The sequence below is a fragment of the Clostridium sp. AF19-22AC genome (genome assembly GCF_003479085.1).
Taxonomy (GTDB): Bacteria; Bacillota; Clostridia; order Lachnospirales; family Lachnospiraceae; genus Faecalicatena_A; species Faecalicatena_A orotica.
In genome coordinates, this window is the sequence record NZ_QUGN01000009.1 from 61,984 (window position 1) to 83,434 (window position 21,451).

The window sequence follows — 21,451 nt, forward strand, 5'->3', positions numbered from 1 at the left end:
TTCCTATTATTTACTGCGGGCTGCCGTACCCAGTTCTTCAGGTTCTGCGAGAATACGGACTGACTTACGGATTACCAGTTCCGGCTTTAGTTCCACACTCTCTTCCCCGCACGATCCCTGCAGCATTTCCAGCATCCTGGCTGCTGCAATCCCCGCCAGTTCCTTCACCGGGTTCCGGGCCGAGGTCAGCGGGATCTCACATCTTCCCGCCAGATCGGAATTATCGATTCCTACGATAGAAAGATCCTCCGGAATTCGAACCCCCGCCTCTTTACAGATACCTACCAGCTGGCTGGCCACTTCATCGTTGTAACAGACACAGGCCGTACAATTCGAAATCCTTCTTAAATATCTTGCGGCATCTTCCTTCATTTCTTTCAGTTCACATGTATCGAACCATGCAATCCGTGTGCCTTTCACTTTAATCTCCTGCTCCATCAGCGCGTCCATATAACCGGCATAGCGCTTATGCCCCTGGCCGTCGTCTGATTTGAAAATGCCGGCTATCTTCCGGTGACCGCACTGCAGCAGGTGTTCCGTCACCATCTTCCCCGCCAGATAATCATCCAGACTCACATGTACCGCATCCAGCTCCGGATAAGAACTATTCAAAAACAGCACCGGGATATTCTTCCGCTCCAGTTCCCGGTAAATCTCCAGATTTGGATTCGGCAGGCCGCTTTTCGTCGGCTCTGCGATAATCCCGTCGACTGTTCCTTCTTTCAGGAAACCTTTTAGTATCATGCGTTCTTTCTCAACCGTGTTGTGGGTAAACGCAATCTGAAGAGCATATCCAGCCCGGGAAAGCCGTCCCTCCATCTCTTTAAGCATACTCGGGAAAATGTACTCATCCACGTAGGTTGTCATGATTGCGATCCGCATCGTCCTGCCGGACCTGTCCGTTTTTTCTCCCCCGCTGATGTAAGTCCCACTTCCACGCTTCCGTCTCACAACCCCCCGTTGTTCCAGTACGGATACCGCATGCCGGGCTGTCTGACGGCTCACGCCAAACATGGCAACCAGTTCATTTTCAGAATAGATCTTCTCCCCAGGCTGCAAGGTCCCTGCCCTTACCTCTTCCATGATACAGTCGGCGATCTCTTCATATTTTGCTTTTTCTTCCGCCATAAAAACTGCTCCTTGCGTCTTTTGAATGGTATTTCATCCAAACTTCTTTACTACTACTGTACTATACAGCCCTGCCAAATTCAAGACGGATTGTTTGACAAATGTACATACAACTTTTTGCTCATTTTTTGTAATTCGTGAACAAAATGTCGTAAGTTGTATATATACAACTTTTTCTATCCCACAAACACAAAGAGAACCTTTCCTGCAGAGATAACATAAAATCTGCTAAAAAGGCTCTCTTCCCGGGCATTTCTCTCTCATTTGATTGACAAAGTGTTTGCCCCATGTATATTATATTAGTGAAATAAGATGCTGGATATAGATTCTGTGCTTCCGCCAAAAAGACAATTTCTATTATTCTGGTATCTTATTTTTCATTTGCACTGACACCTTCTTTACTCCATTCTGCCTCCTGTTCTTCCCATTCTTTATATGCAAACAGATCATTCACAAATTTCTCAGGCAGTGGTTTACTGAATTTACTGCATATCGCATATGACCCAAACGAAATGATGATTGACGGCCAAAACGGATGGCCAAATGGATTATACTTTGAAAATACTGTAAACAACAATATCGGAACCGCCAGCCCTGAGGCTATCGACACAAGACTTGCCGTCTTTGTTCCCTTTTTCCACCAAATTCCGAAAACGAGGGAAGGCATAAATGCGGCCCCCACAACAGTCAGCTGCATAACCGAAATCATTACGACCATAGGCAGGTCCATCAGAGACAGCACCGCCGTAACCGCCGTAATTGCCAGTGTTGCAATTGATGTCAGCTTCTGGACTTTTTTATCTTCCATCTCAATACGCAGGCCCTTCTGCATCAGATCTCTTACCAGTGCCGTACTAGATGTCAGCAGTAAAGAATCCGCCGTAGACATAGATGCCCCGAACACCCCTACCAGATATAAAATACTCAATATCTTAGGAGCAAATGTGGTCATTAGCGCCGGCATTGTAAAATCAGCATTCTGCGCAATTACCGCACCGGACATCAGTCCCTTCTCAACAGCAGCCCTTGTTGCCACACCACTGAATGCCATACCCGGTGTCTGGACTGCCAATACAAGTGTAATCAGCAGAAGACCGTATTTCCACACTTTCTTATCCCGGATGCTGAAAAACTTAACTGTTAGCTGAGGTGACCCAATGCTGCCCAGTGTATAAAATGCCATATACGAAAACATAAGCGGCCCCATCAGTCCCGGAATTTCATTGAAGGCAGGACTCACATTCGTTGCAAGCGTGACATTAATCTCATTCCATCCTCCCAACGCCACCAGACAGAAGATCGGAACACTGACCGCGACAATGGTCATAATGATTCCCTGGATCAGATCCGTCCACACGACCGCCAGATATCCGCCGACTGATGTGTAAATTCCGATAGTAACCGCCATGATCAGTACACTGACCCCATAGGATAGCCCAAAATATATCTGAAGTATATATGCCACTGCCGCATATTGAGCCACGAGGTAAATCCCGCTGAAAATCAGAATTGCAATCGTAGACAAAATTCTTACCCCGTAACTTTTATATCTCGCTTCCAGATAATCGGGGATCGTTAAGGAATGCAGCTTTGTTGACTGGATTCTCAGTCTTCTTGCCATGAGCAGCCATCCGATAAAACCGGCAAATATAGCACTTAGAATCCCGCTGGCGATCATTGGCATTCCCATCTTATAGGCATTTCCCGGGAAGCCTACATATGTCACGGCACTGTTCCATGTAGAGACATATGCAAAAGCAATTACCCATACACCGATCTTCCTTCCCCCAATATAGAAGTCCTCCAGCGATTTGGTTGCCTTAAAAGCCTTAAATCCTATGAACAACATAATAAATGTGTACGCGATGAGTGCAAGTGCATAAATGATTTTATAATCCATACCGCACCTCCCGCTCAATCCATAAACTTAATGGAAATCACCGCCGCCGCTATAATTGATACAAACAGCAGCCACCAGAATGCTACAGTAATCCAAGTCCCTGTTGTAAATGGGTATATGGAACCTAAAAACGGAATATTATTCATATAGACCCTCCTCTACTGAGATTTGTAAGCTGTTCCTTTTACCATACAGCCATATCCCGGTCTTCCAGTTACTTCTCCTTCCTCAAACACTACTTTACCGCGCACGATCGTATGCGTCGGCACACCTTTTACACGGACGCCGTCAAATGCCGTCCATCCTGATTTTGATAATTCCTCCTTATCTGTCAGGACCTTTTCCCTGAACATGTCTACCACTGTGAAGTCTGCGTCACTTCCTATTGCGATAGCTCCCTTCTTCGGATACTGCCCGAAAATCCTTGCCGGGCTTTCCGTCGTCAGATATACCAGTCTCTCTAATGTAAGATTTCCCTTATTCACCTCGTTTAACATCAGCGGAAGGAATTCCTGCACCCCGATCACGCCAAGCGGGGCATTGAAGTTATTCGTCAGCCCGTCCGTAATCTCTTTCAGTGTATGGGGGGCATGTTCGAGTACAAGCGTATCTGCATCTTTGTTCAGATAATCATATGCACAGTCCACATTGTGTGCAAACAAATATGTACGGGTTTTTATCTTCTCCACCATATCCCTGTCAATCAAAAATGAACATGCTTCCAGCTCTGAATATACCGTCTGCCCCTTACTTTTTGCAAACTGGATATAATCATATGCCATCTCAGGCATGACACCTACATGGAGTACATACAGCCTTACGCCTGCAACCTTCGCCAGATATAACGAACTTGCCAGTCCCGATACCATTCCGTGCCCATACATATACCCTCTGTCATATGCCTCGATATAGTCCTCTGCCGAAACCCTGCCTTTCTGGATGTAGTCCCTCTGCACCAGAGTTCTTGTCCAGTCAGAGTCATCATGGTGCACTGCACACACAAGCCCCGTTTTTGCCACCTCCTCATAAATTTCATATAAAATACCGTGGTCCGTCACCGCCAGCGTTGGAATGTAAGGGTATGCATCCATCGGATGACGGGTGTTAAACACCTTGATCCCGATCGCGCCCAGTTCTGCCAGATTCTGTACCTGGTCAGGATACAGGCCGGCCCCGTACAGGCCGAAATCAATGTAACTTTTCGCCTCTGCATTTGCCTGCTTTTCCTTAAACAATTCCGCGGTGGCCGGGGCAGGGGTATTGTTAGTCATATCGATCGCCATCGTAATCCCGCCTGCGGCAGCCGCCCTGCTGCCCGTCTCAAAATCTTCCTTATGGGTCTGCCCGGGGTCCCTGAAATGGCAGTGCGTGTGCCATATACCGGGAAGAAGTGTTTTCCCCGTTAAATCCAGTGTCCTGTCCGCCGCCATATCGGCATCACCGGGCAGTATTGCCGCAATTTTTCCGTCTCTCACCCCCACATTCCCTCTGTATCGTTCATGCGGTGTTACGACCTCCGCATTTTTCAGATACAAATCAAACTTTTGAATCTCGTTCTCCATGCTGCTTCCTCCTTTTTTATTTTTCTATTTTCCATACCCCAGAGCCCGGGATATTTCCATAGCACAAGAACGGGTCGCCTGTATAAACTGTTCCATATTCTCCTCCGTAAAACGATACAGAGGCCCTATTGTTGATACGCCCCCCGCCACCTTTCCTCCAATACTAAATATAGGGCAGGATACACCGGCTGTCTGCGGGTCGAGTTCTTCGAGGCTGACCGCATATCCTTTTTTCCTGATCTCTTTCATCTGCTCCTTCATCTCTTCGAAAGAAACCTGCAGATCTTTTTCTTCTGCCTTGTAAACTTCAGACAGCCTTTCTTCCGTGAGATATGCCGCAAGGATCTTTGTACTGGATCCTCTCAGCAGCGGCACACGGTTTCCTATATCCGCCGTAATTTTTACCGGATTCTTACTATTTATTCTTGCGATGCAGATACCGGAATTTCCCTGAATTGTATTTATAATCACAGTCTCCCCGGTAATATCGGCCAGTTTCTGCATATAAGGCTGGCTCACCGCATGTATATCCACCCCTGCCATACACACCTGCGCATAATGAAGCATTACATTTCCCAGACGAAGCTTCCCACTGACCGGACTACGCTGCAGGATTCCGCGCTCCTCCAGATTTACAATAATCCGGTAAATATTCGTCTTGTCCAGATTCAATAAGTGCTGGAGCTCCGTCAACGTCAGTTCGGGCCTTTCCAGCGTAAAACACTCTAAAATATCCAAAGCTTTCTGTAATGATTTAATTGTGTATTTTGATGCACCTTCATTTTTCATATTGCCCTCCATTGGTTGTATATTATAAAACCTATATTTTATATTTTGAACTTTTGTATAATTATAGCAGATATTGTTTAAATGTGCAATAATTTACTTCGTTTTTATTACATATCAGTTTTCTTTTCACCCCTTTTGTCTTACCTGCATTTTCGTTTAGATGCAAAAAAATGACAGATCATCCCTCAAAAAGATGATCCGCCATTTTGGTTTTTTCAGTGAAACGCCTCTTAATACTCTCCGACCAGCGTCGTCTTCAGCAGATTTGTATTCCCGGACTTTCCAAGCGGTACCCCGGCAGTCAGCACAACAACTTCGCCGTTTTCTACATAACCTTTCTTCTCCGCCGCCTCCGTGGCATGCAAAAACAAAATCTCCATACTATATTCTTCCCGGATCCTGACCGGCAGGACCCCCCATGACAGATTCAGCTGCCTGTAAGTATGTTCATCCGGTGTACAGCCCACGATCATACAGCCCGGACGGTATTTTGAAATCATGCGCGCGGTATGTCCTGATTTGCTCACTGTGATGATTGCCTTTGCTTTCAGGTCAATCGCAGTCATGCACGTGGCATGGGATATTGCAGTCGTCATATCAGACCTGCTCTCCTTGCTGCGGATGCTGAACAACTGGTTGTAATCAATATCGCTTTCGGTGCGGACCGCTATCTTCACCATCGTGCGCAGCGCCTCCACTGGATATTTCCCCGCTGCCGTTTCTCCGGAAAGCATGATGGCACTTGTACCCTGATAAATGGCATTCGCCACGTCCGTCGTCTCTGCCCTTGTTGGCCGGGGATTCTTCATCATGGAATCCAGCATCTGCGTCGCTGTTATCACCTGTTTCCCGGAATTGTAGACCTTTCCTATGATGGATTTCTGAATGACCGGTACATCCTCCAGCGGGACCTCCACACCCATATCCCCTCTGGCAATCATGATTCCGTCAGCCGCCCCGATGATGCTTTCTATGTTGTCAACGCCCTGCTGGTTCTCTATTTTTGCAATAATATTAATGGAATCCCCGCCATTCTCTTTAAGAATCTTCCGTATCTGCCGTATATCCTCTGCACTGCGGGTAAAGGATGCAGCGATAAAATCAAACCCCTCCTGAATGCCAAACAAGATATCTTCCCTGTCCTTCTGGCTGATAAACGGCATATTCACCTCCACCCCCGGGAGATTCACCCCTTTATGGTCAGACACCATTCCCCCGTTGATTACCCGGCAGTGCACCGCTTCTCCTTCTATTTTTTCTACACAAAGGCCTACCAGGCCGTCATCAATCAAAATACTGTCGCCGGGTTTCACATCCCGGTACAGTCCGGAATAAGTGACGGAAACAATATGGTCCGTCCCTTCTGTTTCTTTTGATGTTAAAATGAACTCCTGCCCCTCGGTCAGTTCTTCCTTCCCATTCCGAAACGTACACAGACGTATTTCCGGCCCCTTAGTGTCCAAAAGCGCGGCAATCGGCCTGTCTAGGCGTTCCCTGATTTCCTTGAGCTTGTCAAGGCGCACCTTCTGTTCCTGATGTGTTCCGTGTGAGAAGTTGAATCTGGCTACATCCATACCGCCTTCCGCCAGCTGTTCCAGCACACCCTCACCATCTGTCGCTGGTCCCAGTGTACAAATAATTTTTGTTCTGCGCATCACAATTCCTCCTTTCGCCTTCTCGCCTTATGCGAGGAGGATTCCCTCAAACTTACTTACGTTTTCTGACTTTCCTATGACTACGAGTACATCACCCTTATTAAAAACGTACTCCGGCTCAACCTCTGTTTCCGTTTTCCCCGCATGCTCAACCGCTATGATATTCAATCCATATCTCTGGCGGAAACGAAGCTCCTGCAGGCTTTTCCCGATCATCCTGACTGGTACCATCACTTCCGAAATCTCTACATTATTATTCAGGGAAATGGAGTCCATCACACTGCTGACGAGCATTTTCTTCGCAAGCCTTAACGCCATATCTTTTTCCGGATAAACAACTTCTGCCCCGATCTTCTCCAACACCTCCCCCTGGTCCTTGCTGATTGCCTTGGCAATCACCCTCTTTACACCCAGATTCACCACGTTCAGCGTTACAAGAATGCTTGTGTCGATCTTCTCTCCGATACAGACAATCACCGTATCACAATTCTGGATCCCGATTTCCTCCAGAACTTCTTTCGTCAATTCATCCGCGACATAAGCAAAATCCGTATAGTTACGAAGTTCCTTTACTTTATTCTCATTGCGGTCTACTACAATCACCTCACGGCCCGCCTCCGCCAGTTTTTCTGCAAGTGCTGTGCCAAACCTTCCTAAACCTATAATACCATAACTTTCTGATAATTCCTCTTTCAACATGATCTCCATCTCCTAACCAATTGTTATATTTTCCTCCGTATACACCGCATTAGCCGGCTGCTTAAAGCTCCACATCGTAATAATCGTGAGAGTCCCGAGCCGCCCGATGAACATTGTCAGAATTATGACCAGTTTCCCGGCGGTGCCTAAATCCGGTGTAATCCCCGTCGAAAGCCCTACAGTTCCAAATGCAGATGTGCATTCAAAAAGAAGCTGCAGGAATGAATATTCCGGCTCCAGCACACACATCACGAGTGTGGAAATACTGACAACCATGAGTGATAAAAAAGTAATCATAAATGCTTTAAATACCACTTTATCAGGAATCTTCCTCCTGAATGCAGTACAGTGCTGGTTCGTTGCTGTACTTTTCACACTATTGAGCAGCACAAACAGTGTACTCGTTTTGATACCTCCTCCTGTAGACCCGGGCGAAGCGCCGATAAACATCAGGATCGTCAGGATAAAAAGCCCGGCCGAAGTAAAATTTCCGATTGGATATGTGGAAAACCCGGCTGTTCTGGCCGAAACACTCTGGAAAAAGGCACCCAGCCATGTTATATTTTCCGTACATTTCAGAAGTACCGTACCGGTTACAATCAGGGCAATGCTTGTCACGATTACGGCTTTCGAATGGAGGCACAGTTTCTTAAAACACCGGTTCCGGATAATGTCCAGAATAACCAGGAACCCAAGGCCTCCAAATATAATCAGGCCGCATGTTGTCAGATTCAAAAGTACATTATCCTGATACGGAATCAGGTTCTTAAGACCGCCCAGAATATCAAACCCGGAATTATTAAACGCCGCTACAGAATGAAACATGCTGATCCCCAGCGCATCCAACGGCGAATACTTCTGCACGAACACAAGATAGCTCAGAATAGTCCCTGCCGTTTCAAAACACAATGTCATGATGAGAACATACTTTACAAGGACTACCATCCCTTTAAACCCGTTCACATTCAGGGCCTCTTTTACCAGAAGCCGTTCTTTGAAACCAATCCGTTTCCCTGCCGCAAGAATAATGCCGACACCCACAGATGTCACACCCAGTCCGCCTATCTGTATCAGCACGGCAACAACCGTACGCCCGAACACCGTAAAATGCTCTGCCGTGTCTATGGCAATCAGGCCAGTTACGCAAACAGCACTTGTTGATGTAAACAGCGCATCAATCCAGCTCACCCCGGCCCCGTCCCTGACAGACACTGGCAGTTTCAAAAGAATTGTTCCCGCAAGGATAACAAATGCAAACCCAAGCGTAATGAGTCTGGCCGGTGACTGATTTTTAAAAAAGTTTTTCCCACCCTGCAATATTACATTCAAAATAATAACGCTCCCTTTCATATCTATATTATAAAATCAAATGGAAAGCGCCATCCTTTTCTTTCCATCCTGCCGGTGGATAAATCCGCAGTTAATCCGACACAGGAACATATACACGTTTTTCGCAAAATGGCATAAAAGAAAAATTACGCATGGGATAACAGCTATTTTGAATAAAACAGCCAAAAAAGAGTCAATGTAGAGTCTTGCGTCCCAAAACGCAGAATCTTGTTTACGGAGCGCTGAAAAAACAGAGATCCCTGATCTCTGCTCTGAAATGAAATTATCTGAAGAATGGCCCGCAGCACACAGTACCTGTGCCCCCGCTTCCTGTATTGCATCCGCACTGACTCCGGCATGCACACCAGCTTCGGAACAACCACCCTGTCGCATGCTGATTCCAGCCTCGATCAGCGTAACCGAATGATATAAACCATTCATAATAAAAACTGTGAAAAATAAAACTAAAACCAACCGGCCCACGCTATAAGCCGTCCTGTTTTCTGCCTTATTCTTCATTTGATTCACCTCTGCCCGGATACACATACTTCAGGTCCATACCTCTCGCTCTTAATAGTTATATGCATTATAGGGCGGAAGGTGACAGGCGTCAATTTTATATCCAAAATCTGAGCGAAACCTTAACACGGCTTTTTAGATAGGAATTTCCTGTATAAAAAAAGTACCACAGAAGGTTCATCCCTCTGCAGTACTATGTTTTTGCGCTTTATACAAAAGTGCCTGAATTATTTCAGGTTAACTTCTGCTCCCTGCTCTACAAGTTTAGCTTTCAGTTCTTCAGCTTCTGCCTTAGAAACGCCTTCCTTAATTACCTTAGGAGCTCCGTCTACTAAGTCTTTAGCTTCTTTTAATCCAAGTCCTGTTACTTCACGAACAACTTTGATAACTTTAACCTTAGAAGCACCTGCTGATACTAACTCTACGTCAAACTCATCTTTCTCTTCTGCTGCGCCTGCTCCGTCTCCAGCTGCTGCTGCAACTACAACACCTGCTGCTGCAGATACACCAAATTCTTCTTCACAAGCTTTTACTAATTCATTTAATTCTAATACTGATAACTCTTTGATCGCTTCGATCATTTCAGCTGTTGTCAATTTAGCCATTTTTATATCCTCCATTTTAGATTATTTCAGGATTATTCTCATCCTCTTATTTTAGTTTCTTATTACTTATTGAACCTTGACGGTTCAATGAGGTAAACCTTAATCCCTCAGGCTTATGCCTCTGGAATTCTGTCCCGGCTTACTCAGCCGGTGTCTCTGCTGCTTCTACAGCCGGAGCTTCCTCTGCTGCTTCTGCAGGAGCTGCTTCACCGCCCTGCTCTGCAATCTGCTTAATAACACGAGCAAAATTGGTGATAGGTGACTGCATACTTCCAAGTAATCTGGAAAGTAATTCTTCTCTTGAAGGGATCTTTGACACTTCTGTTAATCCAGCAACATCATAGACTGTTCCTTCAACGACACCGCCCTTTAATTCAAGCTTGTCTGCTGTCTTAGCAAACTTGCAGATAATTCTTGCCGGTGCTGTTGCGTCATCTTTGGAAATAGCGATTGCGCTTGGTCCTTCAAGACAATCAGTAAGTCCTTCGAATTCAGTTCCTTCAAAAGCTCTCTTCATCATGGTGTTCTTGTAAACTTTGTAAACGACACCTGCTTCTCTAAGTTGTTTACGAAGTTCTGTGTCCTGAGCTACTGTTAATCCACGGTAGTCAACAAGAACAACTGACTGAGCGTCTTTGATCTCTTCTGAAATTGCCTCAACGATTGGTTGTTTTAATTCAACTTTTGCCACGTTCTGGTACACCTCCTTATTTTATTTGTGCGTGTACTGCCAAAAATAAAAAAGCTTCCATGCCCGAAAACACGAAAGCTCACAAATTCATATTAAGAATTCTGATCTTCCTCGGCAGGCGTTCATAACTTATGCCTTACGGCACCTGCTGTCTTCGGCAGTCAATTGCTTTAATATAATAGCATCTTCCGATTCCCATGTCAATAGATAAATATATCTTTTACAATCTTTTACAATAACTTTTTTCTATAACTGCCCGGAATCCTCCCACACTACCTCCGTCTTTTTTCCACAGTGTGCCAGTCCAATATAGCAGACCCGCCCTTTCATCTCGACATCATACTTCTTTGCCCGAATCTGTTTCAGTCCATCTTGTGCCAGTTTTATCAAGTCCTGATTACCATCTTTTGTATATTTAAATTCCAGAATGATATTGGGATCCTCGTCCCTGAGCGCTCGCAGTATAATATCACTCCTGCCTTCTCCGCTCTCGCGGTTGCTCTTTATCTCGTATTCTCCGTACAGACAGGAGCACATTCCCAGCATCATCATATGGTAGCTGTTCTCATCTTTCAAATCATGATAGGAGGGAAGTGTAAGAATCACCTTTTGATAACGGTATGCAAACTCCTCCATATCCCCGGTCCTCAGATAGCTGATCAGATCTGCCATATCGTCATACTTCACCCTGAGACAATGTGCTGTCAACCGCTGAAACGCCTCACTGACCTCTTCATTCGGAATCCGGACCATGCAATAATTTTTCCTGATTTCCTCCATAACCGTAACCATTCCGGCATTGATCAACATCCCCCATAATGCAGCCTTACCCGGCTTCTCAAAAAAGGATGTGTCCAATTCCACCATGACAGCCACTTTTCCCTGCTCCAACAGCTTTTTATATTCTCTGTGAAAATCCCCTCCGCATAGATCCATAGCATGTTCAATGATACTGTTCTCACCTGTATTCACCCAATAAGAATGAAGTTTTTTCCTGGAAGCATAAAATATGACAGACCAGGGGTTATACATGTGGATCCCCCCAAACGCATAACCGTCATACATTCGCCTTACTTCTTCCGTCAGTTCTATTCCGTAATATGACAGCAGTTCCTCCGTCTCATCCTCAGTGAATCCGAAATATTGTGCATACTCAGGATCGTTCACTGTACAAACCGAAATATTATTCAAACCAGAAAAAATATTTTCTTTTGCGATTCTCTGAATCCCTGTCAGCACAGCCTTGTCCAACGCAGTGTTTCCTTTCAGTGCCGAACTAAGTAAAACAGACAGAAATCCACGCACCTCCTTATAGTATCCGTTCACACTGGCAGAAATAAAGGGAGTATCATATTCGTCAATAATCAGAAATACTTTGTCCTTGTAATATTCCTGTAATGCCCGGCATAGTTCTACAATTGCAGTGCTTTCCATATTTTTTTCAATTCCATTTACTGCGTGATTCGTCAAAGCCGCGTATATTTTGTCAATCTTTTCCTTCCTTAAAGGTTCTATCCTGCTGTCATGGAGAATTGCCCAATATCGCTCATATTCGAGTGAAATCACATCACAAACTCTTCCAAGCAGTTCTTTTTCGTTCTCCCCTTTCGCATTCAAAAAAGACAAAAACACCACCGGGTGCTGGTTACATTGCTGCATTGTCTCTGACTGGCCGATATAGGTTCCATCGAAAAGCTCCCTCGATTCCTTAGTACAGTCAAAAAACTCGGCAAGCATGGACATATTGAGCGTCTTCCCAAATCTTCGCGGCCTTGTAATCAGAGTCACTTCCATGTTGGATTCCAGAAATTCTTCGATCATCCTGGTCTTGTCCACATAATAACTATTCCATTCCCGAAGCTTACGGAAATCCTGAACCCCAATCCCGAGCTTCTGTGCCTTTTTCTTTCCCGGCAGGCCGGAAGTTATACAATAAGGTGCTTTCTCTTCTCTGATAATTGCTATACTGTTGTTCCTTCCAAACAGTTCGTCCACTGAACACGCCAGAACATCTGCAATTCTCTCCAATGTCTCAAAATCCGGAGCCCGCTTTCCAGCCTCATAATTAGAATAAGTAGATCTGGAGATACCCAACTGTGCCGCCATCCATGTCTGTGTGTATCCTTTTCCTCTCCGAAGCGCCATAAGGCAGTGGCTAAATTTTGTATTCATGCAAAATCACTTCCCTTATCTTGATGTTTTAATTATAACATGTCATGTTTCAAATTGCAAACACTCTGTGTTTACGTTTTGAAACATTTTGCTATTGCCAAATCATGGTTTTACCGCCCTACAATGATATATCAGAAAATCAAGGTATGTCACAGAAACAAAAAACACCCCAATGCCGTCTTTTTAAGGCGTACACCGGGATGTTTCATTTATTTTACTATTTCATCAAATCTATATACAAATTAAGCAAGCTTCATTGGGTTGATTTTCACACCAGGTCCCATCGTTGATGTCAGTGTAACACTCTTCAGGTACTGACCTTTTACAGCTGCCGGTTTTGCTTTGATGATTGCATCGATAAGCGTCTGGAAGTTGTCCGCTAACTGTTCTTCGGTAAATGATGCTTTACCGATCGGCACATGGATAATGTTTGTTTTGTCCAATCTGTACTCAATCTTACCAGCTTTGATGTCGTTGATGGCTTTTGTTACATCCATTGTAACTGTTCCTGCCTTCGGGTTTGGCATCAGACCTTTTGGTCCGAGTACACGTCCGAGACGTCCAACAACGCCCATCATGTCAGGTGTAGCAACAACAACGTCGAATTCGAACCATCCTTCGTTCTGGATCTTCGGAATCAGTTCATCTCCACCTACGTAATCTGCTCCTGCTGCCTTTGCTTCTTCAGCTTTAGCATCCTTAGCAAATACAAGGATACGAACCTTCTTACCTGTTCCGTGCGGCAGTACAACTGCACCACGGATCTGCTGGTCTGCATGACGTCCGTCACAACCTGTTCTGATATGAGCTTCGATTGTTTCGTCAAATTTAGCTACTGCTGCTTTTTTTACTAATGATACTGCTTCTGCCTTCTCGTAAAGATTTCCTCTCTCGATCAGTTTCGCAGCTTCGATATATTTTTTTCCTCGTTTCATTTCAAATAACCTCCTTGTGGTATTGGCGGGATCTTGCCCCTCCCACTTATTTCAACTTCGTTTAGTCTTCAACAACAACGCCCATAGAACGGCAGGTTCCAGCTACCATGCTCATAGCTGCCTCTACTGTTGCAGCGTTTAAGTCAGGCATCTTAGTCTTTGCGATCTCTTCTAACTGAGCCTTTGTAATCTTAGCAACTTTGTTCTTGTTCGGAACGCCTGAACCTGATTTGATGTTGCAGGCCTTCTTGATCAGAACTGCTGCCGGTGGTGTCTTTGTCACGAAGCTGAAGCTTCTGTCACTGTATACTGTGATAACAACAGGGATGATCAGGTCGCCCTGGTCTGCTGTTCTTGCGTTGAACTGCTTTGTAAATTCAACGATGTTAACACCGTGCTGTCCAAGTGCAGGACCTACCGGTGGTGCTGGTGTAGCTTTACCAGCTGGAATCTGTAATTTAATATAACCTTGTACTTTTTTTGCCATTTTTAATTACCTCCTTGTGGTATTGGCGGGACATGTATCCCTCCCACGGTTTTTAATCCATTTTTCTTACTTCTGCGAAACCTAGCTCTACGGGCGTCTCACGACCGAACAGCTCTACATTGATAGACAGGCTCTGCTTCTGCTCATTCAGTGACTGAATGACTCCGACAGTTCCTTCCCATGCTCCGCTTAACACGGTCACGGTGTCGCCAACCTCAAAGCCTACTATGACGTTCTCCTGCCTGATTCCAAGTCTGTTCATCTCCTCTTCCTCAAGCGGCACCGGCTTGGATCCAGGACCGACAAATCCTGTCACGCCTCTGGTATTACGAACTACATACCAAGTGTCATCATTCATAAACATATGAATCATAACATATCCCGGGAACATCTTTTTCTGGCTTGCTTTCTGGACACCATTCTTCAGCTCAATAACTTCCTGCATGGGAACCCGAACCTCCAGAATCTGATCTTCCAGATGACGATTCTCAATTGCCTTATCAATATTAGCTTTCACTTTGTTTTCATACCCGGAATAGGTATGAACTACATACCATTTTGCCTCTGACATAAAATCACCTTTCTGCTACGGCTGTTATTTAACCAGTAAATCAATTCCATACTTTAGGATTGTATCGATTATCGTAATCAATGCACCTAACAGTAAAGAAACTGAAACGACTGCCGTGGTCTGTTTTGCAAGTGTTTTCTTGTCTGGCCAAATGACTTTCTTAAACTCTGCCTGAAGCCCTTTGAACCAGCTCTTCTTCTGAGTTTTGGCTGTTTTTTCACCCATGACATCCACTTCCTTCCAACGACTATTTCGTCTCTTTGTGCAGTGTGTGTGATTTACAGAACTTGCAGTACTTCTTAGTCTCCATGCGCTCCGGATGTGTTTTCTTATCCTTGGTCATGTTGTAGTTACGATGTTTGCATTCTGTACATTCCAATGTGATTCTTGTGCGCACAACTTCCACCTCGCTTTTTTCTTATTCACTACGTGTTACATGATGGTTGCGAAGCCATCTAATTTTAGGCATAAAAAAAAGACCTACTTCCATTCGCTAGAGCATTGTACCATAGAGAACATATAGAAGTCAAGCCTTTTTCTTTAATTGGGGACGTAGACTTTTGCAATTATACTACGTCCCCAATTGACTTTAGTGGTGTACCAAAACGACTTTTTTTCTCTGTTATGTGCTTCTCCCGTCTACATATATCCAATCTCTGTTAGAACCTGATCTATGACTTCCGCTGTCTCAACGGAAAATTCATTTGATACAAGAGGAGCCTCTCCGTCCAGAATACATCGGCCGAACTGTTCTGTCTCCAGCTGGTAATTGCTTTTGACTGATACGTGGCATGTCTCGGTCATGCCATCTTTATGGATATAATATGTAACATCGCCTTCCTGATTATACCTTACAGGTGCTTCGATGGTTCCTTCCGTTCCATATATGAAATAGCGGTCTGCACGCTGCGGGGAGCACATTCCCTGAAGAGCGCTTGCCTTTGCCCCGGATGGGAATGTGAAATATGCGGCAGAAAAATCGTCCACTCCTGTTCCCATAAAACTGCCCAATGCCTTAACCTGGCTGGGCATTTCCCCAAACACTTTCAGAATCAGGCTGATATTGTAACAGCCCAGATCATAGGTTCCGCCCCCATACGTTTCTTTTCTCATGCGTATGTTATCATCTGTATAGTCTGTTGTAAAGAAGCAGGACTCCATAAACCTCGGCTCCCCGATCACTTTGTCATGCACCTTCTGTATAATTTCCCGCGTCACATCACTGTGCAGATAAGCAAATGCCTCCATCAGGAGTACGCCTTCTTCTTTACATACCTTTACAAGTTCTTTTACGTCCTTTGCCGTAACTGCAAGCGGTTTTTCACAAAGAATATGCTTTTTCTTCTTCGCCGCTTTCTCTGCCCATTCCCTGTGAAGCTGGTTCGGAAGCGGTATGTAGACGGCATCCACTTGATCGTCATCAAGAAGTTCCTCGTAGGAATCGTACGCTTTTTCGAATCCAAACTCTTCCTGAAACTTTTTTACCTTTTCAGGATTTCTTCCTGCAATTGCGTATAATTCACAGTTATATGCTTTCTTCATTCCCGGCAGGGTCTGCTCCCATGCAATATTCGCAGTGCCTAGAACCCCCCATTTTACACATGCTTTTTCCATTCTTCTACCTCCGCATTATTTGTCTTACTTTATTTCTGAATATTCCCCGAATTCTTTTATCTATATAACGATATGGTATTATTGTACCACAATCCTGCCAGAAATTAACCAGAAATATTGTCCATTGCGAAGATTTTGTGCTCTCCCACTCCTGCTACCCCTTAACGGCTCCTGCTGTAACTCCCGCCACCATATATTTTTCCAGGAAGATAAATACTAATGCAATCGGTATAATAGAAATTGCCGCTGCTGCCATGACCTCCCCCCAGATAATCGTATACTCGCCCATAAGGGATGAAATTCCCACCGTGATCGTCCACTTGCCGGGCTGGGTAATGAACGTGCGGGCAAATAAAAATTCACTCCACCCAAGTATCGCGGAATATGTGGCCGTTGCCGCAATCCCCGGGGCCGCCAGAGGTACGATTACCCTGCGCACTGCCTGAAGCCGGCTGCATCCGTCTATTCTCGCTGCTTCTTCCAGTGTATGGGGGATACTGTCAAAGTACCCCTTCATCATCCATGTGGAAAATGGGATAATGAATGTAATATTGCTGATGATCAGTGAGGCGTAATTATTAATCAGTTTCATGTTTGTAAACATCATATACAAAGGCACTACGAGAAGTGTTTCCGGAAGCATCCTGACAACCAAAAGGAAAAAACCTAGAAAATTCGTGGATTTATACTTATATCTGGACATGCTGTAGGCCGCCATTGTAGATACAATAATTGCTACAACCGTGCTAAATGCCGTGACAAAAATTGAGTTTCCAAACCAGGTCAGTATAGGATGGGCATCCAGAATTTTCGTGAAATTGCTCCATGTCATATTTCCTAATTTGGGCAGTACTCTTACATTTTCAAGCAGTGCACTCCTTGTTGTAAATGATGTTACAACCATCCAGTACAGCGGAAATGCGAGCACTACTACCGCAAGGATGATTAAAGCATACATTCCCATACGTCTGGCTTTTTGGTTATGATATGTATTCATACCTTTTTCCCTCCTCTTCCTTAATAAAATTGTTTCTTGAGAGACGGCATCGCCAGAACTACAAACACGGAACACACCAGAAGGCTTATCATCCCAATTGTAGATGCATACCCCATGTTATAGTATTTGAATGCCTGATTATACAAAAGGAGCGGCAGTGTCTCTGTTGCCTGATTCGGCCCGCCGCCGGTAATCGTATAGACCAGGTCGTAGTTGCGGAATATCCAGAGACCGTTCAGCAAAAGGGATGTCACAATCACGGACTGAAGCGCAGGCAGTGTGATTTTTGTAAACCGGTGCCATGCATTTGCCCCGTCGATGCTTGCCGCCTCATAGTAGTCTTCTGAAATCCCCTTCAGCCCCGCGAGCAGGGTCAGTGTAAAAAAGGGATAACTTTTCCAAATGGCTGCCGTTATGACAGTGATCATTGCAGTGTTTCCGGTGGAGATCCATTTTACATTCTGGTCAATCAAATGTAGGGATTTTAGTATTACATTTATGATCCCATAGTTACCGTCAAACATCCAGGTGAACAGAAGGCCCACGATTACACCGGGAATCGGCCATGCAAGCAGAATCAGTGTGCGTACGAGCTTTTGAAAATGGAACTTCTTGTTCAGCAGCAGTGCAAGTCCGAGTCCTATCAAAAAAGATACCGATAATGCAATGAATGTGAATAATATGGATCTTCCCAATGCACTCCAGAAATCAGAATTTGCAAACAGTTTTGTATAGTTTTGAACTGTAAATCCAGATGTATCGTCTGTCAGGCTTCCGATAAATTTTACATTTTGAAAACTTAATTTTATCGTTGTAAATAAAGGATATATAATCAACGCAAGAGAAAAGACTGCTGCCGGCAGAGCAAACGCAACCGCCATTGTATGATTTTTTCTCTCACTTTTCGTTTTCGGAGCTTTTATTTTAGTAGTCAAGTGAAACACCTCCATTATCTTTATCCTGGTGATCCGGAATTTAAGTTCCGGAAATCCGTGTCCGGCGGTTACCCCGTTAAAAATCCGGGCTGCCATTTCAGGCAGCCCCTTGTTCTACTCTCCCAATTCATTTGTAATCTTTGTCTTCATATCATCTAATGTTTTGTCGACATCTGCGTAAGGGTCTGTCACCATCGTCATCACACCATCGATGATATACTGTGTAAATTCGCCATAGTCTTTTTCATAACCGGAAGGAAGGATTTCCTGCGCTTTTTCTGCATCCTCTACAAACTGTCCAAGGAACGGGTTTTCTTTTAGTATCTCATCGTCAATTGCCGTTTTGCTTGGAGACGGGGAACCCACTTTTTCCATATACAGTTTCTGGAAGTCATCTTCTGCAACCATCTGGATAAATTCCCATACAAGTTCCTTCTCCTCGTCGCTGATTGTCGCCGGGATATGAAGGCTATTGCTTACAGAACCCGGAACATTTTCAAACGGAATCGTGGATACAAGAAGGTTCGGCTTGATTTCATCGGAGGCGCTGTCAATCAGGGATGCAACCCAGGGTCCGTCAAAGATCATCGCCATTTTGCCCTCTACAAAGTACTGGCGTTTCTGTTCCACGGAAAGGCCTACCGGAGTATAATTGTTTTGGAATAAAGACTGGTATAATTTCAGGGCCTTTTTTGTAGGATCTGAGGTCATAGGAGAAAGGTCACCGTCTTCCGACCATTTTCCGCCCATACCTACGACAAAAGAAGTTGCCTCGTTATAAAAATTTGTATCCGTAACCTGGCATGCACCAAATCCATATACCTCCGGGTCCCCGTCGCCATCTTCATCTTTGGTCAGCGTTTTTGCCGCCTCCATAAATGAGTCGATGTCAGTCGGGATCTCAATTCCTGCTTCGTCGAACATCGCTTTGTTATAGTACATAGAGTAGCCGTTTCCGAGCAGAAGTACCCCATAATATTCCCCATCCGCCTGAAGTCCGTCCTGAAGACTGCTCCAGTTGGTCAGTATGTCCGTTTCCTTTAGTCTGTCACTCAGCGGTTCAAACCAGCCCATATCCGAAAACTGTGCAAAATAACGGGAAGGGATATGTGTAATCTGCGGTGCAGTGCCTGCCGCATACAGTGTCGTAAGTGTGTCTACATAACTGTCAAACGGCACCTGGTATAAATTAATCTTTACATTTTCATGTCTTTTTTCAAACTCCGCCACCGCTTCTTCCCAAAATTCCTGAAATCCCGGCTCTGTAGCCTGCCAGCTTGGAAATTCCAGCACGACTTCTTCCGCAGAAGAATCGCTCTTTTTTTCTTTTTCAGATGAACCACATGCTGTCATACCGAACGCTAATGCCGCACATAATACCAGACTCAATATTTTCTTTTTCATTCACTTTCTCCTCTTTTCCTGTTTGTAAATACTCCGGGCCCCCTTTCATCCTAGTGCTGCGGATTATCCGGGAATGCCCAGTCATGTTTTTTGGTTACTCTATCACAGCCCCATCCTTCTTTAACACTGCCTGTAAATGTTTGATATCGAGATTTCTCGGTACCTGTCCCTGCTCTGCCGCCATTGCTGCCGCTGTTCCTGCTGCCTGTCCGAGCGCCATGCAGGACGGCATGATCCTTGTAGATGCTAATGCTTCAGCTGTTGTGGAAATGCATCTTCCGGCTACAAGCAGATGATCGATCCTCTCTGGAACGATACAGCGGTACGGGATATCGTAGCTCTGCTCTTCACTCTGTATGCGCGATACGCCCCACCCCTGTCCTTTCGGATCATGTATATCAATACAGTAGCCGTTTCGTGCAATGCAGTCTTCAAATCTCCTGCCCTCTATAATATCCTGTCCTGTCAGAACATATTCCCCGTCGATCCGTCTTGTCTCCCTTATGCCGATTCCGTTCTGAATGCTTGTAATATGCGCCTTTTCCATACCCGGGACATGTTTATTTAAGAAACGGATTACTTTCTTTAGCTGTCTTCTTCCTTCTATTTCTGCCTCGGAAAGTTCGTACGCATCAGCCCCGTTTTTTTCACTTACCCGAATCGTATTCACGTAGGTGAGCTCATTTTCCCTCATTGTTCCCGCCCAGATATTATGGTCCGGATGCGGGAAAATCTCCTCTTTCAGGATGATATCATTCCAATTTGTTAATTTTCCACTGATGTGTAGATTATACTCATGGTCGCCGCCGACCGGGCATGCCTTAATCGGATTCTCAGAAAACAGCGCCGTCGCCCGTTCTACATCCACATCTCCCAGTTTGAACAACAGGCTCATCGCCTGGCACAATCCGTCACTTTCCCTGCCCTGATGGTATTTTGCCCCTGCAAACTTCGCCAGGTCACCGTCCCCCGTTGTATCGATGAAGCAGCCCGCATGAAATTCTGTCAAACCATTTTTATTGGCAGCCACGATACTTTTCAGACAATTTCCTTCTACTTCAGCGGCACATACAAATGTATGGTAGAGGATATCACAGCCGCTCTCCAAAAGCATCTCCTCAGCAATGATTTTTACCCACTCCGGATCAATCATCGTCACAGAATTCAGATGCCCGCCGCTTGTACGTATATGCCCCAGTGACGCTTTCTCCTGAAAGAGCCGGTTCATTAGTTCTTCGGCAACGCCCGCCACAACCTGCCTGCCGTTCCTGTTAAAAAAATCTACGAACGGAAGTCCTGACGCGGCTGTCCCTCCGGCATACGCATTTTTTTCGATGAGCAGTACATGTGCCCCTGACCTTGCCGCTGAAAGAGCCGCCGCTATCCCGGCAGTGCCTCCGCCTGCAACAATTACATCATATTTTTGACGGTACATATCACAACCTCTTTTCCTATTTTC

General features: G+C 45.1%; 22 protein-coding genes and 1 other annotated feature. All 22 genes read right to left on the reverse strand.

Going from position 1 to position 21,451, the window contains the following annotated elements; genetic code table 11:
* Positions 1–6: 6 nt before the first annotated feature.
* Positions 7–1,128 carry a GntR family transcriptional regulator gene (locus DWX43_RS11955; protein ID WP_118620419.1) on the reverse strand — a complete coding sequence of 374 codons (1,122 nt, stop codon included), beginning with the start codon at positions 1,126–1,128 and terminating at the stop codon, positions 7–9.
* A 370-nt stretch (positions 1,129–1,498) separates the two neighbouring features.
* Positions 1,499–3,028 carry a sodium/solute symporter gene (locus DWX43_RS11960; protein ID WP_118620420.1) on the reverse strand — a complete coding sequence of 510 codons (1,530 nt, stop codon included), beginning with the start codon at positions 3,026–3,028 and terminating at the stop codon, positions 1,499–1,501.
* A 14-nt stretch (positions 3,029–3,042) separates the two neighbouring features.
* Positions 3,043–3,174: a hypothetical protein gene (locus DWX43_RS27555; RefSeq protein ID WP_279220790.1), complete on the reverse strand. Its 132-nt coding sequence runs from the start codon at positions 3,172–3,174 to the stop codon at positions 3,043–3,045.
* 12 nt (positions 3,175–3,186) lie between these two features.
* Positions 3,187–4,590: a dihydroorotase family protein gene (locus tag DWX43_RS11965; RefSeq protein WP_118620421.1), complete on the reverse strand. Its 1,404-nt coding sequence runs from the start codon at positions 4,588–4,590 to the stop codon at positions 3,187–3,189.
* 24 nt (positions 4,591–4,614) lie between these two features.
* Complete coding sequence (locus DWX43_RS11970; RefSeq protein WP_182440679.1) at positions 4,615–5,379, reverse strand: IclR family transcriptional regulator; 765 nt, start codon at positions 5,377–5,379, stop codon at positions 4,615–4,617.
* Between the two features lie 230 nt (positions 5,380–5,609).
* Complete coding sequence (pyk, locus tag DWX43_RS11975; RefSeq protein WP_118620423.1) at positions 5,610–7,034, reverse strand: pyruvate kinase; 1,425 nt, start codon at positions 7,032–7,034, stop codon at positions 5,610–5,612.
* A 27-nt stretch (positions 7,035–7,061) separates the two neighbouring features.
* Complete coding sequence (locus DWX43_RS11980; protein WP_109732715.1) at positions 7,062–7,733, reverse strand: TrkA family potassium uptake protein; 672 nt, start codon at positions 7,731–7,733, stop codon at positions 7,062–7,064.
* 12 nt (positions 7,734–7,745) lie between these two features.
* Complete coding sequence (locus tag DWX43_RS11985) at positions 7,746–9,062, reverse strand: potassium transporter TrkG (RefSeq protein WP_330405405.1); 1,317 nt, start codon at positions 9,060–9,062, stop codon at positions 7,746–7,748.
* A 36-nt stretch (positions 9,063–9,098) separates the two neighbouring features.
* Positions 9,099–9,581, reverse strand: coding sequence for a hypothetical protein (locus DWX43_RS11990; RefSeq protein ID WP_147356302.1), 483 nt, complete (start codon positions 9,579–9,581; stop codon positions 9,099–9,101).
* 227 nt (positions 9,582–9,808) lie between these two features.
* Entirely contained in the window at positions 9,809–10,177 is a 369-nt protein-coding gene (gene rplL, locus DWX43_RS11995; protein WP_181368792.1) for a 50S ribosomal protein L7/L12, read from the reverse strand.
* Between the two features lie 148 nt (positions 10,178–10,325).
* Entirely contained in the window at positions 10,326–10,877 is a 552-nt protein-coding gene (gene rplJ / locus DWX43_RS12000) for a 50S ribosomal protein L10 (RefSeq protein ID WP_109732719.1), read from the reverse strand.
* A 38-nt stretch (positions 10,878–10,915) separates the two neighbouring features.
* Positions 10,916–11,053: a sequence feature (ribosomal protein L10 leader region), on the reverse strand.
* A 70-nt stretch (positions 11,054–11,123) separates the two neighbouring features.
* Positions 11,124–13,049 carry an AAA family ATPase gene (locus tag DWX43_RS12005; protein WP_118620425.1) on the reverse strand — a complete coding sequence of 642 codons (1,926 nt, stop codon included), beginning with the start codon at positions 13,047–13,049 and terminating at the stop codon, positions 11,124–11,126.
* A 242-nt stretch (positions 13,050–13,291) separates the two neighbouring features.
* The gene (gene rplA / locus DWX43_RS12010; protein WP_109732728.1) at positions 13,292–13,984 is read right to left on the reverse strand and encodes a 50S ribosomal protein L1; all 693 of its coding nucleotides are present in this window, start codon (positions 13,982–13,984) and stop codon (positions 13,292–13,294) included.
* A 61-nt stretch (positions 13,985–14,045) separates the two neighbouring features.
* Positions 14,046–14,471 (reverse strand): 50S ribosomal protein L11, encoded by a 426-nt coding sequence (gene rplK / locus DWX43_RS12015; protein WP_109732729.1) that lies wholly within the window; start codon positions 14,469–14,471, stop codon positions 14,046–14,048.
* A 52-nt stretch (positions 14,472–14,523) separates the two neighbouring features.
* The gene (gene nusG / locus DWX43_RS12020) at positions 14,524–15,042 is read right to left on the reverse strand and encodes a transcription termination/antitermination protein NusG (RefSeq protein ID WP_109732730.1); all 519 of its coding nucleotides are present in this window, start codon (positions 15,040–15,042) and stop codon (positions 14,524–14,526) included.
* Positions 15,043–15,066: 24 nt separating this feature from the next.
* Positions 15,067–15,267 carry a preprotein translocase subunit SecE gene (secE, locus tag DWX43_RS12025; RefSeq protein WP_109732731.1) on the reverse strand — a complete coding sequence of 67 codons (201 nt, stop codon included), beginning with the start codon at positions 15,265–15,267 and terminating at the stop codon, positions 15,067–15,069.
* Between the two features lie 22 nt (positions 15,268–15,289).
* Positions 15,290–15,439 carry a 50S ribosomal protein L33 gene (rpmG, locus tag DWX43_RS12030; RefSeq protein WP_109732732.1) on the reverse strand — a complete coding sequence of 50 codons (150 nt, stop codon included), beginning with the start codon at positions 15,437–15,439 and terminating at the stop codon, positions 15,290–15,292.
* Between the two features lie 242 nt (positions 15,440–15,681).
* Positions 15,682–16,656, reverse strand: a complete 975-nt coding sequence (locus DWX43_RS12035) for a Gfo/Idh/MocA family oxidoreductase (protein ID WP_118620426.1) — start codon at positions 16,654–16,656, stop codon at positions 15,682–15,684.
* Between the two features lie 154 nt (positions 16,657–16,810).
* Complete coding sequence (locus DWX43_RS12040) at positions 16,811–17,653, reverse strand: carbohydrate ABC transporter permease (RefSeq protein WP_118620427.1); 843 nt, start codon at positions 17,651–17,653, stop codon at positions 16,811–16,813.
* Between the two features lie 20 nt (positions 17,654–17,673).
* The gene (locus tag DWX43_RS12045) at positions 17,674–18,588 is read right to left on the reverse strand and encodes a sugar ABC transporter permease (protein ID WP_181368788.1); all 915 of its coding nucleotides are present in this window, start codon (positions 18,586–18,588) and stop codon (positions 17,674–17,676) included.
* Between the two features lie 114 nt (positions 18,589–18,702).
* Positions 18,703–19,992 (reverse strand): sugar ABC transporter substrate-binding protein, encoded by a 1,290-nt coding sequence (locus tag DWX43_RS12050; RefSeq protein WP_109732737.1) that lies wholly within the window; start codon positions 19,990–19,992, stop codon positions 18,703–18,705.
* A gap of 94 nt (positions 19,993–20,086) precedes the next feature.
* Entirely contained in the window at positions 20,087–21,427 is a 1,341-nt protein-coding gene (locus DWX43_RS12055; RefSeq protein WP_181368789.1) for an FAD-dependent oxidoreductase, read from the reverse strand.
* Positions 21,428–21,451: the final 24 nt, after the last annotated feature.